The 15692-nt window shown below is 63.6% G+C and carries 13 protein-coding genes; 5 read left to right on the plus strand and 8 right to left on the minus strand.

Translation table 11 applies throughout. From position 1 onward, the window contains the following. Positions 1–2 precede the first annotated feature (2 nt). Complete coding sequence (locus HNQ95_RS20665) at positions 3–1016, plus strand: type II secretion system F family protein (RefSeq protein WP_154385930.1); 1014 nt, start codon at positions 3–5, stop codon at positions 1014–1016. A gap of 4 nt (positions 1017–1020) precedes the next feature. Then, positions 1021–2037, plus strand: coding sequence for a type II secretion system F family protein (locus HNQ95_RS20670; protein ID WP_067965719.1), 1017 nt, complete (start codon positions 1021–1023; stop codon positions 2035–2037). A 73-nt stretch (positions 2038–2110) separates the two neighbouring features. Here HNQ95_RS20670 and HNQ95_RS20675 read toward each other — a convergent pair whose 3' ends face one another. Next, positions 2111–2920 carry a tetratricopeptide repeat protein gene (locus HNQ95_RS20675; RefSeq protein ID WP_154385929.1) on the minus strand — a complete coding sequence of 270 codons (810 nt, stop codon included), beginning with the start codon at positions 2918–2920 and terminating at the stop codon, positions 2111–2113. Between the two features lie 133 nt (positions 2921–3053). On the opposite strand from HNQ95_RS20675, the gene HNQ95_RS20680 reads away from it, so the two are divergent. From HNQ95_RS20680 to HNQ95_RS20690, 3 genes are all read left to right on the plus strand, one after another. Beyond that, on the plus strand, positions 3054–4418 hold the full coding sequence (locus tag HNQ95_RS20680) for a leucyl aminopeptidase family protein (protein ID WP_154385928.1): 1365 nt from the start codon (positions 3054–3056) through the stop codon (positions 4416–4418). Positions 4419–4612: 194 nt separating this feature from the next. Beyond that, positions 4613–4963 carry a MarR family winged helix-turn-helix transcriptional regulator gene (locus tag HNQ95_RS20685; RefSeq protein WP_067967155.1) on the plus strand — a complete coding sequence of 117 codons (351 nt, stop codon included), beginning with the start codon at positions 4613–4615 and terminating at the stop codon, positions 4961–4963. Beyond that, the gene (locus HNQ95_RS20690; protein WP_154385927.1) at positions 4960–5820 is read left to right on the plus strand and encodes a C40 family peptidase; all 861 of its coding nucleotides are present in this window, start codon (positions 4960–4962) and stop codon (positions 5818–5820) included. The genes HNQ95_RS20685 and HNQ95_RS20690 overlap by 4 nt, the downstream gene beginning before the upstream one ends. Positions 5821–6114: 294 nt before the next feature. Here the strand turns inward: HNQ95_RS20690 and HNQ95_RS20695 are convergent, their stop codons facing one another. The 7 genes from HNQ95_RS20695 to HNQ95_RS20725 form a co-directional block, all read right to left on the minus strand. Continuing rightward, the gene (locus tag HNQ95_RS20695) at positions 6115–7065 is read right to left on the minus strand and encodes a 2-hydroxyacid dehydrogenase (protein ID WP_067965711.1); all 951 of its coding nucleotides are present in this window, start codon (positions 7063–7065) and stop codon (positions 6115–6117) included. Positions 7066–7083: 18 nt separating this feature from the next. Then, entirely contained in the window at positions 7084–8715 is a 1632-nt protein-coding gene (locus tag HNQ95_RS20700; RefSeq protein ID WP_067965709.1) for an ABC transporter ATP-binding protein, read from the minus strand. Further along, positions 8712–9854 carry an ABC transporter permease gene (locus HNQ95_RS20705; protein WP_067965707.1) on the minus strand — a complete coding sequence of 381 codons (1143 nt, stop codon included), beginning with the start codon at positions 9852–9854 and terminating at the stop codon, positions 8712–8714. Before HNQ95_RS20705 ends, HNQ95_RS20700 begins: the two co-directional genes overlap by 4 nt. After that, positions 9854–10960, minus strand: a complete 1107-nt coding sequence (locus tag HNQ95_RS20710; protein WP_154385926.1) for a microcin C ABC transporter permease YejB — start codon at positions 10958–10960, stop codon at positions 9854–9856. Before HNQ95_RS20710 ends, HNQ95_RS20705 begins: the two co-directional genes overlap by 1 nt. Before the next feature lie 45 nt (positions 10961–11005). Next, positions 11006–12877, minus strand: coding sequence for an extracellular solute-binding protein (locus HNQ95_RS20715; RefSeq protein ID WP_246340909.1), 1872 nt, complete (start codon positions 12875–12877; stop codon positions 11006–11008). Continuing rightward, on the minus strand, positions 12874–14748 hold the full coding sequence (locus HNQ95_RS20720) for an extracellular solute-binding protein (protein ID WP_083948710.1): 1875 nt from the start codon (positions 14746–14748) through the stop codon (positions 12874–12876). The genes HNQ95_RS20715 and HNQ95_RS20720 overlap by 4 nt, the downstream gene beginning before the upstream one ends. 153 nt (positions 14749–14901) lie before the next feature. Then, on the minus strand, positions 14902–15552 hold the full coding sequence (locus HNQ95_RS20725) for a c-type cytochrome (protein WP_067965700.1): 651 nt from the start codon (positions 15550–15552) through the stop codon (positions 14902–14904). Between the last annotated feature and the right edge of the window lie 140 nt (positions 15553–15692).

Genomic DNA, 15692 nt, shown 5'->3' on the forward strand with positions numbered 1-15692 from the left:
CCATGTTCGGCCTCGACGCCATGATGCTGATCTTCGTTGTACTGGCCGGCTTGAGTGCCGGCGCGGTCGCCTATGCCTTCCTGTTCAACAGGATCGAGACCCAGGCCAACACCGACCGTCGCATGGCCTTGGTCAGGCAGACGGAGTCGGACAAGTCGGTGGTCAAGGCCTCGCGCGACCGGGTCGCCGAAGTCGCCAAAAGGCGCAAGTCGGTCCAGGATACTCTCAAGGAGCTCGAGGAAAAGCAGAAGGCCAAGGACCGCAACATCAAGAAGCCGCCGCTGCGCGTGCAGATCAGACAGGCCGGCATGTTGGTCACGATCGAGCGCTTCTACGTTTGTTCGGCGATCTGCGGTCTCGTCGTTACGTTGCTGGTCTATCTGGCGGGCGCGCCGCTGATCCTGCTGCCTGGCGCGCTGCTTGCCGGCAGCATTGGCTTGCCCAGGTGGTTCGTGTCCTTCCGTCGCGGCCGCCGCGTCAAGCAGTTCCTCGAGGAATTTCCCAATGCGCTCGACATCATCGTGCGCGCCGTGAAGTCAGGTCTCCCGCTCAATGATGGCATCCGCCTCATCGCTTCGGAATCGCCCGAACCCGTTCGCGGCGAATTCCGTCGCATGGTCGAGGCGCAGCAGGTGGGCATCTCCATCCCGGACGCTGCCTTGCGCATGACCGAGACAATGCCATGTCCCGAAGCCGGCTTCTTTGGCATCGTCATCCAGATTCAGAGCCAGGCGGGCGGCAATCTCTCCGAAGCGCTGGGCAATCTGTCGCGCGTGCTGCGCGACCGCAAGAAGATGAAGGCCAAGATTCAGGCGCTGTCGATGGAAGCCAAGGCCTCGGCCGCGATCATCGGTTCGTTGCCGGTCGTTGTCGCCGTGCTCGTCTTCTTCTCGAGCCCGAACTACATCATGCCGTTGTTTGTCACGAGCACCGGCCACCTCATCCTCGGCATTTCAGGCGTGTGGATGGCGATCGGCATCTTTGTGATGCGCAAGATGATGAACTTCGAGGTCTAGGCCGATGACGGACCAGGTTGTTAAATCGCTTACCGATCCGTCCTTCCTCATCGCGCTGCTCGTCGCGATCGCGGTGTTCGCGACTGTGTTCACCGTCCTGCCGTCGTTGAGCGGAAATCCGCTCAAGGGGCGCATGAAGGCGGTTGCCCTTGAGCGCGACGAGCTGCGCGCCAAGCAACGCATGCGCCTTGCCGCCGAAGCCGACCGCCGCCACAAGGGCCTGCGCGAGCAGCAGTCGATCGGTATGCGCAACATCGTCGAGCGGCTCGACCTGCGCCGGGCACTCGTCGACGAAGCGACGCTCAACAAGCTGAAGATCGCCGGTTTCCGCGGTCAGAACCCGCTGACGCGCTTCCTGTTCTTCCGTCTGGTCCTGCCGTTCGTCGGCCTGATGCTGGGCATACTCTACATCTTTGTGCTTGGCGCGTTCCCCGACAAGCCGTTCCTGATGAAGGTTTTCATCTGCATCGTTCTGGCATATGCCGGCTTCTACGCACCGGTGCTTTACGTCAACAACCGAGCCACCAAACGCAAGCAGTCGATCCAGGCGGCCTGGCCGGATGCGCTGGATTTGCTGTTGATCTGCGTCGAATCGGGCATGTCGGTGGAATCGGCGCTCCGCAAGGTTGCCGACGAGATCGGCGCGCAGTCTGTCGATCTCGCCGAGGAGTTCGTGCTCACCAATGCCGAGCTGTCCTACCTCACCGAACGCCGTCAGGCCTATGAAAACCTGGCCGGCCGTACAGGGCTTGATTCGGTCAAGTCCATCACCCAGGCGCTGATCCAGGCCGAGCGTTATGGTACGCCCGTCGCGCACGCGCTGCGCGTCCTGGCGGCCGAAAGCCGCGACATGCGCATGAACGCTGCGGAGAAGAAGGCGGCCGCACTGCCGCCCAAGCTCACCGTGCCGATGATCCTGTTCTTCCTGCCGGTGTTGTTTGCCGTCATCCTCGGCCCAGCCGGCATGCAGATCAGTGAGCGCGGCCTGATGGGCGACAAGCAGCAGTCAAGCAGCGAGTAGGGCAGCACCCTTCATCGAGGCACAAAAAAGCCGCGTCATGACGCGGCTTCTTGCATTGGCTCAGACGGTTCCGTCAGTTCTTCTTCGACTTGTCGTCCGCCTTGATCTGGTTCCATGCATTCTGCTGGGCCAGCATGCCCCTGAGGTAGCTGACATTGGCCTGCGCCTGCTCGGGCGAAAGCTCCTGGCTGGCAATCTGTTCGGCCTCGTCGAAGCGGCCCTGGAGCCCGACGGCAAGCGCCAGGTTCTGGCGCACGCGGCTGTCGGCGTCAGGCTGCGAAGCGGCCGAGCGGAGATAGGTCTCGGCCGATTTCAGGTCGCCTTCGAGCACATAGGACATGCCGAGATTGGACAGCACCGACGGCTCGTTCGGCTTGAGGTCGAGCGCCTTGCGATAGAGACCGCGCGCATCCTGGGTCTGGCCAAGCTGGTCGAGGATCGCGGCTTCCGCCGACACCAGCTTCCAGTCGGGATATTCAGGTGTCTGGGCGCGCCGCACGGCATCGAGCGCCGGCTGGAATTGTCCCGAGGCGGCGAGCGCCTTGCCATAGGCTGCGAGCACGTCGCGATCCTTGGGATAGCCGATGGCGAGCTTGCGCATCACCGCCAGCGACTGGTCGGTCTGACCCTTGATCTGCAACGCCGAGGCATATTGCAGTGCCACCGGCTTGTTGTTGGGGTCGCGGGCATAGGTCCGTCCGATCTGGTCGACGGAGCCGCCGATCGCACCCGTCGACATTGTGTCGACCGCTTTGCCGCGTCCGATCGAGCCGGTCGTCATCCTGGAGGCGCCGCAGCCGGCGACGCTTGCCATCAGCAGCGTCAGCAAAGCCATTCGGGCGAGGCGTTTTCCCGTTGCGTTCATCGAGCGATTGGTCAACATCGGCGACGGGTCTCCATTCGTTCGCGTGGCCGTTCACAGGCCATTTCCCCGCTTTGGAGAAATATTCTGTTAACCCTAACGGATGGTTAAGAACGCCTGACGGCACAGCCATCCGAGACTGAAGGAAGCCGAAATGCCGGTCGAACTGTTCGAGCAAAAGCCCTCCGACGCACTGCCGATCCACCTTGTCGCCAAGGGCGGTCTCGAAAATGCCGGGCTCGCTGCTGACGTCTTGGCCTGGGCCAATGCCAACGGCTTCGCCGGCGAGGCTGGAAAGGTGCTGGCAATCCCCGGCGCGGATGGCAGGCTTGCCGGAGCGCTGTTCGGCATCGGCAATGGCGACAGCGGGCTTGCCTTCGGCGCGCTTGCGCGCAACCTGCCCGAAGGCAACTGGCACTTCCAGGGCGCGCCGGCGCAGCCTGAACTGGCAACATTGGGTGCTTCCCTCGGGGGCTATGTCTTTACCCGCTACGGCAAGAAGCCGGGCAGGGCGCTTGGCCTCGAACTGCCCGCCGGTGTCGACATGGCACGGCTGCACCGCATCGTTGATGCGGTGTTCCTCGTCCGCGACCTGGTCAACACGCCGACCAACGACATGGGCCCGTCGGCGCTCGAAGCCGCGGTGCGCAAACTCGCCGGCGTCCATGGCGCCGACGTCAAGGTGACGCTCGGCGACGACCTTCTCACGCACAACTTCCCGATGATCCATGCTGTCGGCCGCGCCTCCGACGATGCGCCGCGCCTGATCGACCTGAGCTGGGGTCCCCAGGATGCACCCAAGGTCACGCTGGTTGGCAAGGGTGTCTGCTTCGACACCGGCGGCCTCGACATCAAGCCGGCATCCAGCATGCTTCTGATGAAGAAGGACATGGGGGGCGCCGCCAACGTCCTCGGCCTCGCCTCGATGATCATGGCGGCCCGGCTCAACGTCCGGCTGCGCGTGCTCATCCCGGCGGTCGAGAACGCGATCTCGGCCAACGCCTTCCGACCCGGCGACGTGCTGCAGAGCCGCAAGGGCATATCAGTCGAGATCGGCAACACCGACGCCGAGGGCCGGCTGGTGCTGGCCGATGCGCTCGCCCTTGCCGATGACGAGCAGCCGCAAATGCTGATCGACATGGCAACGCTGACGGGTGCCGCGCGGGTGGCGCTCGGCCCCGACCTGCCGCCTTTCTACACCGACGACGAAGCACTCGCTGCCGATCTTGCCGCCGCATCGGTCACCGTCGAGGACCCGATCTGGCGCATGCCTCTGTGGAAGCCTTATGATTCGAAGCTGTCGTCGAAGATCGCCGACATGAACAACGTCACCACGGACGGTTTCGCCGGCTCGATCACCGCCGCCCTGTTCCTCAAGCGCTTCGTCGAGAAGACGCCAGGCTGGGCGCATTTCGACATCTTCGCCTGGAACCCGAGCGATCGTCCGCACGGTCCGACCGGCGGCGAAGCCCAGGCCATCCGCGCGCTGGAAAAGGTCATTTCGGCACGGTTTGGGTGAAATTGCCCTCATCCTCACCCTGACCCGTGACGGTGGAGGGGGCATCGGCGTAGCCGCTTATCCTTCTCCCCGTATTGCGGGGAGAAGGCGCTGGCAGGCGGATGAAGGGTGGTGCGAGATATCCGCCTTGCCCGCGTCGCAAATTCCTCATTAAATGAAACGGAACCGAAACAAATCTAATGGATGCTGGCGTCATGCCGATCGCGTTGCGTCCGAGCCAGTCGCTGAGACTGCTGCAGCAGTTTTCCCTGTCCGAGGTGCGCGACGACGCACCCGACCTGACTTTGCGCCAGATGGCGATCCTGCTCACCATTTATCTCGACCCGCCGCCGCACACGGTGCGTGGGTTGGCGGCTCGCCTTGGCGTCAGCAAGCCCGTTATCACCCGCGCCCTCGACACCATGGGCGCGCTCAAGCTGGTGTCGCGCCACCGCGACGAGAGCGACAAGCGCAACGTGCTCATCCGGCGCACTGTTGAAGGCGCGCTCTATGTCGAGCGATTGGGCGATGCTATCATTGCCAAAGCCATGGAGCTTCCGATTTGACCGCCCGCGACAGCCGCCTTCACGCCTTCCGACCCGATCTCGCCGACGCCCGCCTGCAAGGCGAGGTCACCGCCGAGCGCTTCGTCGCCGGCCGTCCGGCGCGCATTTCCGCATCGGTCGCCGACGTCCGCAAGGCACCGCGCCCCGATTCCGGTCTCAACACCCAACTGCTTTACGGCGACGAGGTCGTGGTCTTCGAGGAAGCCGAAGGCTTTGCCTGGCTCCAGGCTGAGCGCGACGGTTATGTCGGTTATGTCTCGTCAGGTGATCTTGCACCACGCGGCGCGGAACCGACCCATGTTGTCACCGCCTTGCGCAGCTTCGTCTATCCAGGTCCAGACATGAAGTCTCCGCGCAATGGCCAGCTCTCCATCGGCTCGCAGGTCACCGTTACCGGCTTCGCCGAAACGCGCGGCACGCGCTACGGGCTGCTGCCGTCGGGCGAGGCCGTGGTGCTGCAGCACCTGGCGCCGCTCGGCACCAAATCAGACGATTTCGTCGCTGTTGCCGAAAGGCTGATCGACACGCCTTATCTTTGGGGCGGTTTCAGCGCCTTCGGCATCGATTGCTCGGGCCTCGTTCAGTTGTCGATGCGCATGACAGGTCGCAAGGTGCTGCGCGATTCCGACATGCAGGAGGCGTCGCTTGGCACCCCGGTCGATGCAGGTGCCGAATTTTCCCAGCTGCGGCGCGGCGACCTGGTCTTCTGGAAGGGCCATGTCGCAATCATGACCGATGGCGAAAACATGATCCACGCCAACGGCCACACCATGACCGTTGCCCGTGAAGGCCTGCGCCAGGCCATCGACCGCATCGGCTACCTCTATGGCGGTCCGACCAGCTTCCGGCGACCGTGAGGGGCAATCAGCTTCGGGCGGTTTCGGGCTTTGTGATCGTGGAGAAGCGCTCCGCGCCCTGCGTTTTCTTGCTTTGGCAATTGATGGGGCTTCGGGGCCGCAGTCATCCCGGAAACCGGAGCGCAACCGGACCATCGTCAAGCACGGCCGGGTCTTCGTCCCAGCGACCGTCATGAATGCATCCGCGAACCCAGACCCCCGGCCGCGCCGATCAACGGCTCCCGGGTCTCACTGCGCTCGCCTGGGACGACGGGCGCGACTAGCTTGCCCACAAGGGGAGAAGTGACGGCGCCCTCAATAGCCGGCGTTGCGGTCGACCACGTTCTCCAGCGCAGCCCCGCGTTCAAAGGCTTCCATCTGGCTAAGCATCGGCGCCACCAGATGCGCGGGGTCGGAGGTCGCCGCCGCGTGCGGGGTGACGAACACCTTGGGGTGGTTCCACAGCGGGCTGGTCTTGGGCAAGGGCTCGACCTCGAACACGTCGAGGCTGGCTTCCTTCAGCGTGCCGTCGTCGAGCGCGCGCAGGATGTCGGCGTCGCGCTGCAGCTTGCCGCGCCCCGCATTGATCAGCACGGCTCCGCCGAGGCCGTTGCGCCGGCGCAGTTCCTTGAGCAAGCCATAATTGATGATGCCCTTGGTCGTGTCGGTCAGCGGCAACAGCACGACGAGGATGTCGGTCGCGTTGAGGAACGGCACCAGCCCGGCATCGCCGGCAAAAGTGTTGATGCCGGCTAGTTCCTGCGGCCGACGACTCCAGCCATTGATGCGGAAGCCGACTGCCTTGAGCACGTCGGCTGCGGCGCGACCGAGATTGCCCATGCCCATGATGCCGACGGAGATGTCCTCGGCTGGCCGCTGCGGCGGCTCGTGCCAGGCTTTCTTGGTCTGCTGGGCGCGGTAGAGCTGGCCCTGGCGATGATGGTCGAGCACCCGCCACAGCACATACTCGCTCATGTGCTGGCTGAGATTGTCGGCAACCACGCGCACGATCGGCACATCGGGCAGGCCGGGGTCGGCAAAGACGTGGTCGACGCCGGCGCCGATCGAAAAGATCGCCTTGAGGTTCGGCAGCTTGGCGAGCGTGCCCGGCTTCTGCTTCCACACAACCGCATAGTCGATCGAAGGGTCGGCAGCGCCATCGGGTTCGAGCACTACCTCGCGCTCCGCCGACAGCAGCTCATACCAGCGCTGCGGGTTGAACCCGGTGATCGAAAGAAGGATCTTGCCCTTGGCCTTGGTCGACATGCTCTTCCCTTGCGCCTGCTATTCGCTGACCACACCTGTCGGCGCCGTCTCGATCCGGAATGCCGCCGAGATCAGCGCCCGAGTGTAGTCGGTTTGCGGGCGCTCGAAAATCTGTTCGGAGGGTCCCGCCTCAACCACCTTGCCATTGCGCATGACGATAACCTCGTTGGCCAGCGCCCGCACCACCTTGAGGTCGTGGCTGATGAACAGATAGGCAAGGTCGTGCCTGGCCTGCAGGTTGCGCAGCAGGTCGACGACCTGTGCCTGCACGCTCATGTCGAGCGCCGAGGTCGGCTCGTCGAGCATGACGAAGCGCGGCTTGAGCACCATGGCGCGCGCAATGGCGATGCGCTGGCGCTGGCCGCCGGAAAACTCATGCGGATAGCGGAAGCGCGTTTCGGGATCGAGGCCGACTTCGCGCAGCACATCGACGACCTTCTGGTCGCGCTCGGCTGCCTTCAGCCGGGGCTCGTGGATCTTGAGCCCTTCCTCGATGATGTCGGCCACCGACATGCGCGGGCTGAGCGAGCCGAACGGGTCCTGGAACACGATCTGCATCTCGCGGCGCAGCGGGCGCATGGCGCCGAAGCTGAACTTGTCGATCTCGCGGCCTTCGAAATCGATCCGGCCCTGCGACGAGATCATGCGGGTCAAGGCAAGCCCCAGTGTCGTCTTGCCGGATCCGGATTCGCCGACGACGCCGACGGTCTGGCCGGCGCGCACCGCAACGTCGATGCCGTCGACGGCCTTCACGTGGTCGACGGTCTTGCGGAAAAAGCCTTGCTTGATCGGGAACCAAACCTTGACGTCCGAGCCCTGCATCACCGTCTTGGCCGACACGTCGACAACCGGCGGCTTGCCCTTCGGCTCGGCAGCCAGCAGGTGGCGCGTGTAGCTGTGCTGCGGATTGTCGAAAATCTCCTTCGTCGGCCCGCTTTCGACGATCTGGCCCTTGGTCATGACGCAGACCCGGTCGGCGATGCGCCGGACGATGCCGAGGTCATGGGTGATGAACAGCATCGACATGCCCTTGCGGGCCTTCAGTTTGGCGAGCAGCTCGAGAATCTGGGCCTGGACCGTGACGTCGAGCGCCGTCGTCGGCTCGTCGGCGATCAGCAGTTCCGGTTCGTTGGCTAGCGCCATGGCGATCATCACGCGCTGACGCTGGCCGCCGGAGAGCTGGTGCGGATAGGCGTCGAGGCGCTTCTTGGGGTCGCGGATGCCGACCTCCTCGAGCAGTTCGAGCGTGCGCGCCTTGGCCTGCCGCTCGCCCATGCCCTGGTGCAGCGACAGCACCTCGACGATCTGCTGCTCGATCGTGTGCAGCGGGTTGAGCGAGGTCATCGGCTCCTGGAAGATCATGGTGATCTTGTTGCCGCGCACCTTGCGCAATGCGTTCTCGTTCAGGGAGAGCAGGTCCTGGCCGCCAAACATCATCTTGCCCGACGGGTGGCTTGCCGGCGGATAGGGCAGGAGCTTGAGCACCGACAGGGCCGACACCGACTTGCCGGAACCCGATTCGCCGACCAGCGCCACCGTCTCGCCCTTGGCGATGTCGAAGGAGATGTGGTCGACGGCCTTTGTCGTTGTGCCGCCCTGGCTGAAGGCGACCGAGAGGTCCTGGACGGAGAGGAGAGGGGCGGCGCTCACTTGAACGTCTTCCTTGGATCGAAGGCGTCGCGGGTCGCCTCGCCGATGAAGATCAGCAGCGACAGCATCACCGAGATGACGACGAAGCCGGACAAACCGAGCCACGGCGCGTTGAGATTGCGCTGGCCTTGCTTGAGCAGTTCGCCGAGCGAGGCCGAGCCGGGCGGCAGGCCGAAGCCGAGGAAGTCGAGCGACGTCAGCGTCGAGATCGAGCTGTTGAGGATGAAGGGCAGGAATGTCAGCGTCGCCACCATGGCGTTGGGCAGCAGGTGGCGGAAGATGATGGTGCGGTTGGGCACGCCGAGCGCTCGCGCGGCGTTGACGTATTCGAAATTGCGGGCGCGCAGGAACTCTGCCCGCACCACGCCGACCAGCGCCACCCAGGAAAACAGCAGCATCAGCCCAAGCAGGATGAAGAAGCCCGGCGGCAGGATCGCCGCGACGATCAGCAGCAGATAGAGCACCGGGATCGCCGACCAGATTTCGATGAAGCGCTGGAACAGAAGGTCAGTCCAGCCGCCGAAATAGCCCTGCATGGCGCCTGCGGTCACGCCGATCAGCGCCGAGCCGGCGGTCAGGATCAGGCCAAACAGCACCGAGATGCGGAAGCCGTAGATGACGCGGGCGAGCACGTCGCGGGCCTGGTCGTCGGTGCCGAGCCAGTTCCAGTTGCCGACAGTGCAGTTGGGATCGTCGACGCCAAGCGGATAGCGTTGGCACCGCACGTCCTTGGCATACATCCAGGACGGCTTGGCGGGTGCCGCCTCGGGGATTTCGTTGTTGGTGGTGCGGTAGGAATAGCGGACCGGCGGCCAGATCGCCCAGCCATTGGCCGCGATCGCCTCCTGCACCAACGAGATGCGGTAGTCGGTAACAGGCAGGAAGCCCTCGTCGCCGAGGAAGGTCTCCTCGCCATAGTCGCTGATAACAGGCGAGTAGAACTCGCCCTTGAAGCGGATCAGAAGCGGCCGGTCGTTGGCGATCAGTTCGGAGAACAGCGACAGCACGAACAGCACGAGGAAGATCCACAGTGACCAGTAACCGCGGCGGTTGGCCTTGAAGCTCAGCCAGCGCCGCTTGTTGATCGGCGAGAGCCAGGGCCGCTTGACCGGCACGGATACGGTGTCGACCGCCGACATCAGACGTCCCTCCGTTCGAAATCGATGCGCGGGTCGATCCAGGTGTAGAGCAGGTCGGAGATCAGGGCGACGAACAGCCCCATCAGCGAGAAGATGTAGAGATTGGCGAACACCACGGGGTAGTCGCGGTCGAGCACGGAACGGAAGCCGAGCAGGCCGAGCCCGTCGAGCGAGAAGATGTTCTCGATCAAGAGCGAGCCGGTGAAGAAGGCGGAGATGAAGGCACCCGGGAAGCCGGCGATGACGATCAGCATGGCATTGCGGAAGACATGGCCGTAGAGCACCCGGTGTTCGGACAGGCCCTTGGCGCGTGCGGTGACGACATACTGCTTGCGGATCTCGTCCAGAAACGAGTTCTTGGTGAGCAAAGTGGTGGTGGCGAAGGCTGACAGCACGAGCGCCGTCAGCGGCAGCGCCAGATGCCAGAGATAATCGAGCACTTTGCCGCCGAGTGAGAGCTGGTCGAAATTCTCCGAGGTCAGGCCGCGCAGCGGGAACCAGTCGAAGAACGAACCGCCGGCAAACACCACCATCAAAAGGATGGCGAACAGGAAGGCCGGGATGGCGTAGCCGATGATGATGATACCGCTGGTCCAGATGTCGAAGCTCGAACCATCCTTGACCGCCTTGCGGATGCCGAGCGGGATCGAGATCATGTAAGACAGGAGCGTGATCCAGATGCCGAGCGAGATCGACACCGGCATCTTCTCGAGGATCAGGTCGAGCACCGAGACGTCGCGGAAGTAGCTCTCGCCGAAGTCGAAGCGGATGTAGTTCCACAGCATCATGAAGAAGCGTTCGAGCGGCGGCTTGTCGAAGCCGAACTGCTTTTCAAGCTTGGCGATGAACTCCGGATCGAGGCCTTGCGCGCCGCGGTACTTGGACGAACCTTCGCCACCCGCTGGATCGAAGTTGTTGTTACCGCCGAGGTCGCCGCTGCTGCCCGACAGACGGTCGGCGGCGTCGCCGCCCTGGCCGGTCAGCTTGGCGATGACCTGCTCGACCGGCCCGCCCGGCGCGAACTGGATGACGGCAAACGAGATCGCCATGATGCCGAACAGGGTCGGGATCATCAGAAGGATGCGGCGGAGGATATAGGCGCCCATCAGGCGAAGCCCCTCGAACGGAGCGTGGGTTCAGTCCTAGAAATCTCAGGTCTTGCCAATACGTGCAGCCTTGTCCTTGTCGAACCACCACATCGCCTCGACGGGAAAGCCGAAGTCCGGCTTCGGCTCCTTGTAGCCGAACATGTCCCAGAAGGCGGCGCGGTGATTCGCCGAAAACCAATTTGGAATCCAGTCTTGCCGGGCGCGCAAGAGCCGGTCGAGCGCGCGCATGGCAACCGTCAGCGTTTCGCGATCCTTGGCCGCACCCACGGCGTCGATCAGCGCGTCGACGGCAGGATCGGCAGTGCCGGGCAGATTGGTCGAGCCCTGCAACTTGGCCGAGCGCGAGTGGAACAGCCCGTCGATCTCGTCGCGGCTGGGCGTCGCCGAAAACCCGGCCGCCGCCGAAATGGCATCGTAGTCGAAGCTTGTCTGCCGGGCCTGATACTGGGTCGAATCGACCAGGCGCAGCGTAGCTTCGATGCCGATCGCCTTCATGTTTTCGGCCCAGGGCGAGTACACACGCACGAAAGCGTCGTCGTCGACGAGGATTTCGAGCGTCAGCGCCTCGCCCTTGTCGTTGCGCAGCCTGCCATCCTTGCGGACCCAGCCGGCGTCGGAAAGCAGCTTCGACGCCTGGCCGAGCAGCTTGCGGTCGCGGCCCGAACCGTCCGAAGGCGGCTGCAGCACGGCTTCGCCGAAGGTCTCGTCGGGGATGCGGCCGCGGAACGGTTCGAGCAGCGCCAGTTCGGCTGGGGAGGGCAGGCCCTCGGCCTTGTAGGCCGATTTCTCGAATGTCGACTGCGAGCGTTCGTAGGAACCATAGAACAGGTTGCGCTTCGTCCATTCGAAATCGAAGCACAGGGCAATTGCCTGGCGCACGCGGGGATCGCGGAAACGCGCGCGGCGCTGGTTCAGCGCCATCGCCTGCATCGTTGGTCGCTTTTCGCTGGGAAACTCGCGCTTGATCACCTTGCCGGCCGTGAAGGCGGGGAAATCGTAGCCGGTGGCCCAGATGCGCGCCGTGGCTTCCTGGCGGAAATGGATGTCGCCTTTCTTGAAGGCTTCAAACGCTGCCTGCCGGTCCTGGTAGAATTCGACGCGGATGCGGTCGAAATTGTAGAGGCCGCGGCTGACCGGCAGGTCGCGGCCCCAATAGTCGGCGACGCGCTCGTATTCGATGGACTGACCGGGCGACACGCGGCCGACCTTGTAGGGGCCTGAACCGAGTGGCGCCTTGAGCTCCGACGCGTCGAACGGGTGGGTCTCGAAGAAAGCTTTGGCCGGAATGGCGTAGGTCGCGACATCAAGGATGGTGCGGTCCGACTGCTTGCCGTCGAAGGTCAGCCGCAGCGTATGCGGGTCGAGCGCCTTCGCCTCCTTGAGATGGCTGAGCGGCAGAAGCAGGTTGGGATGCCCGTCCTTCTTGAACAGGTCGAAGGCAAATACCGCGTCGTCGGCGGTGAACGGCGTGCCGTCGTTGAAGCGCGCCTCGGGCCGCAGCGCGAAGTCGAAGCTGTTGCGGTCGTCGGAGATCGTCACCGAACTGGCGAGCAGGCCGTAGATTGCATCGGGCTCGTCGATCGCCCGCACCATCAGCGAATCGTAGCAAAGCTCCATGCGCGGCGGCGCGTCGCCCCTGGCGACGAAGGTGTTGAGCGTGTTGAAGGTCAGCGGGCTCTGGTTGAAGTACCAGTAGTTCGGCAAAAAATTGAATGTGCCGCCCTTGGGCGCGTCGAGATTGACGAAGTCGAAATGGGTGAAGTCGGGGCCGTATTTCAGGTCGCCGAAGGCCGACAGCCCGTGCAGTCCGGTGCCGGTCGGGCTCGCCGCGAAGGCGCGCCCCGGGATGAAGGGGGCGGCCGCTGCAGCTGCGCCGAGCGCGAGGAAGTCCCTGCGGGGGAGGCGCGCGCTCAATTGACGCCCTTGTATTTGGCGGCCAGCGCCGCTTCCTTGTCCTTGTCGATCCACCATGAATTGATATCAGCGCCGATGAAGCCCGGCTGCTTGTCGGGAATGCCGAACTTGTTCCAGTAGGCCAGCCACAGCACCGAGCGGTGGTATTGCGGCACGGCGTAATAGTTCCACAACAGCACGCGATCGAGCGCATGGGTGGCGGCCAAGAGGTCATCGCGGTCGGTGGCGAAGATGACGCGCTCGACCAGCGCATCGACGATAGGGTCGTTGATGCCCATGACATTGCGCGAACCGGGCTTGGCTGCGGCCTTCGATCCCCAGAAATCGCGCTGCTCATTGCCCGGCGACGACGACTGGTTGAGGATCGTCGTCGTCACGTCGAAATCGTAATTGTCGATCCGGTTGACGAACTGGCTGGTGTCGACCATGCGCAGCGTCGCATCGATGCCGAGCCGGCGCAGGCTATCGATGAAGGGGCTCGCTATGACCTCGTCGGTGGCGTCCTTGCCGAGGAATTCGATCTTGAACTGCTCGCCCTTGTCGTTCATCAGCTTGCCGCCCTTGGCGCGCCAGCCGGCCTCGGCGAACAGGCCGATCGCCTGGCGGAGATACTGCCGCTCGGCCTGCGGCGTGTCGTAGACCGGCAGCTTGAACTCCTCGGTGAACAGCTCCGGCGGCAGCTTGTCCTTGTACTGCGTCAACAGCTCCAGTTCCTTGCCGGCGGGCAAGCCGCTCGAGGCCAGGTCCTGGCCCTGGAAATAGCTGTTCGTGCGGGTGTTGAGCCCGAAGAACAGGGTGCGGTTCATGTATTCGAAATTGTAAGCCAGCGTCAGCGCCTGCCTGACGCGGCGATCCTGGAACTGCGGGCGGCGTAAATTGAGCGCATAGCCTTGGAATGGCTCGCCCGAGGTCGTCTTGAATTCCTTCTTGATGACGTCACCTGCCTGGAGGGCGGGGAAATTATACTGCGTCGACCAGCGCCGCGAGCTGTTCTCCGGCTTGATGTCCTCCAGGCCGCCCTTCTTGAAGGCTTCCCATTCGGCGTTGTCGTCGAGGAAGTAAGCGTAGCGGCGCTTGTCGAAGTTGTTGCGCCCGACATTGACCCCGACATTTGCGCCCCAATAGTCGGGCACGCGTGTCCAGACGATCTCGGTGCCCGGTTTGAAGCTCTCGACCTTGTAGGCGCCCGAGCCCAACGGAATCTCGAGCGTCGGCCGGGTGATGTCGCGCTTCTTGCCCGCAGCGTCGGTTCCTTCCCACCAGTGCTTGGGCAAGACCACCAGGTCGCCCATGATCTTGGGCAGTTCCCGGTTGCCTTTCTGGTTGAAGCGGAAGGTCACCTCGCGTTCGCCCGTCGCCACCGCCTCGGTCACGTTGACGTAGTACTGGCCATATTGCGGGCTGTTGGCCTTCAGGACATTGAAAGACCAGATGACATCATCGGTCGTGATCGGCTGGCCGTCATGCCATTTGGCGCGCGGGTCGAGCCGATAGGTCGCGTAGGAGTAGTCGGCCGGAAACTTGTAGGCATCGGCGATCATCGGGTGGCTGGTGCTGGGCTCGTCTATCGACTGCTCCATCAGCGTTTCATAGATCAGTCCGCCGCCAAAGCCGACGAAACCGGCTGCCGGCAAGCCCTTGATGATGTAGGGATTGAAGCTGTCGAAGGTGCCCGGCGTCGTCGAGTTGAGCGTGCCGCCCTTGGGCGCGTTCGGATTGACGAAATCGTACTGCTTGAAATCCTGACCGTATTTGGAAACGCCGTTCAGGGTTGACGAGGTCTGCCATTCCTGGGCGTTGGCAGGTGCCGTCGACAGGGCCGCAACGGCGAGACCTGCAATCGCAAGAAACCTGGTCAGGCAAGCCTTCATCAAAATCCCCTTCGCCCGGTGCTTCGCGACACTCTAATTCATTCCCGGCGCATGGAAACCGGCCGTTCGACAAATGTCGCCTTATGTTTGCGCCAGGCAACAAAAAAGCCGGGCTAAACCCGGCTTTTTCAAGATGCGAAGATTACAAATCGCTTAGTGAGCGGTGGCCGGAGCGGCGCCCTCTGCAGGAGTCGCAGGGGCTGCGCCTTCAGCCGGAGCTGCGGCAGGCGTGGCGGCCGGAGCAGCGTCAGCCGCGGGCAGCGGTGCCGGGCTGTCCGACTGCGAATTCAGGTAGGCGATCAGGTTTGCGCGCTCGTCATCCTTCTTGATGCCGGCGAAGCCCATCGCGGTGCCCTTGATGTAGCCCTTGGGCGACGTCAGGAAGTGGTTGAGGTGCTCGAAGTCCCAGACGACCTTGCCGCCTTCCGAGAATTCCTTCATCGGGCCCGAATAGCCGAAGCCCTCATGCGAGGCGATCGGACGGTTGACCACGCCCCACAGGTCCGGACCGACCTTGTTCGGGCCGCCCTTCTCGATCGAGTGGCAGGCAGTGCACTTCTTGAACACGGCAGCACCCGCCTCGGCGTTGGCGCTGGCCAGGAGCTGGGCGATCGGTACGGCAGCCGGAGCAGCCTCGCCGCCGCCGGCACCTGCGCCGCCTTCTTCAGCGGCTTCGATGGCAAAGCCGGGCTTCTCTGGAACCGGGGCTGCGAAGATCGCGTCCGACACCAGCGAGATGGAGAACACCACAAAGGCAGTACCCAGCAGACCGCCAAGCACCTTGTTCATTTCAAATGAGTCCATACGCCCCTGGCTCCCTTATCCGGCCGATCACCATCCTCTGCGATCGCTGCCGTTCGTCGGTATCGTCTGTCGCCCGGCTGGCCGGGTCAAATCGCGCGGAAACTAGGTCTTTTGCTTGCCGGTTGCAACACCTATAAGGG

The sequence above is a fragment of the Aminobacter ciceronei genome (assembly GCF_014138625.1).
Taxonomy (GTDB): domain Bacteria; phylum Pseudomonadota; class Alphaproteobacteria; order Rhizobiales; family Rhizobiaceae; genus Aminobacter; species Aminobacter ciceronei.

What these genes read in the sequence shown, in the direction of transcription:
- HNQ95_RS20665 (WP_154385930.1), top strand. Translation starts at nt 3, where the DNA reads ATGTTCGGCCTCGACGCCATGATGCTGATCTTCGTTGTACTGGCCGGC.
- HNQ95_RS20670 (WP_067965719.1), top strand. Translation starts at nt 1,021, where the DNA reads ATGACGGACCAGGTTGTTAAATCGCTTACCGATCCGTCCTTCCTCATC.
- HNQ95_RS20675 (WP_154385929.1), bottom strand. Translation starts at nt 2,920, where the DNA reads ATGTTGACCAATCGCTCGATGAACGCAACGGGAAAACGCCTCGCCCGA.
- HNQ95_RS20680 (WP_154385928.1), top strand. Translation starts at nt 3,054, where the DNA reads ATGCCGGTCGAACTGTTCGAGCAAAAGCCCTCCGACGCACTGCCGATC.
- HNQ95_RS20685 (WP_067967155.1), top strand. Translation starts at nt 4,613, where the DNA reads ATGCCGATCGCGTTGCGTCCGAGCCAGTCGCTGAGACTGCTGCAGCAG.
- HNQ95_RS20695 (WP_067965711.1), bottom strand. Translation starts at nt 7,065, where the DNA reads ATGTCGACCAAGGCCAAGGGCAAGATCCTTCTTTCGATCACCGGGTTC.
- HNQ95_RS20705 (WP_067965707.1), bottom strand. Translation starts at nt 9,854, where the DNA reads ATGTCGGCGGTCGACACCGTATCCGTGCCGGTCAAGCGGCCCTGGCTC.
- HNQ95_RS20710 (WP_154385926.1), bottom strand. Translation starts at nt 10,960, where the DNA reads ATGGGCGCCTATATCCTCCGCCGCATCCTTCTGATGATCCCGACCCTG.
- HNQ95_RS20720 (WP_083948710.1), bottom strand. Translation starts at nt 14,748, where the DNA reads ATGAAGGCTTGCCTGACCAGGTTTCTTGCGATTGCAGGTCTCGCCGTT.
- HNQ95_RS20725 (WP_067965700.1), bottom strand. Translation starts at nt 15,552, where the DNA reads ATGGACTCATTTGAAATGAACAAGGTGCTTGGCGGTCTGCTGGGTACT.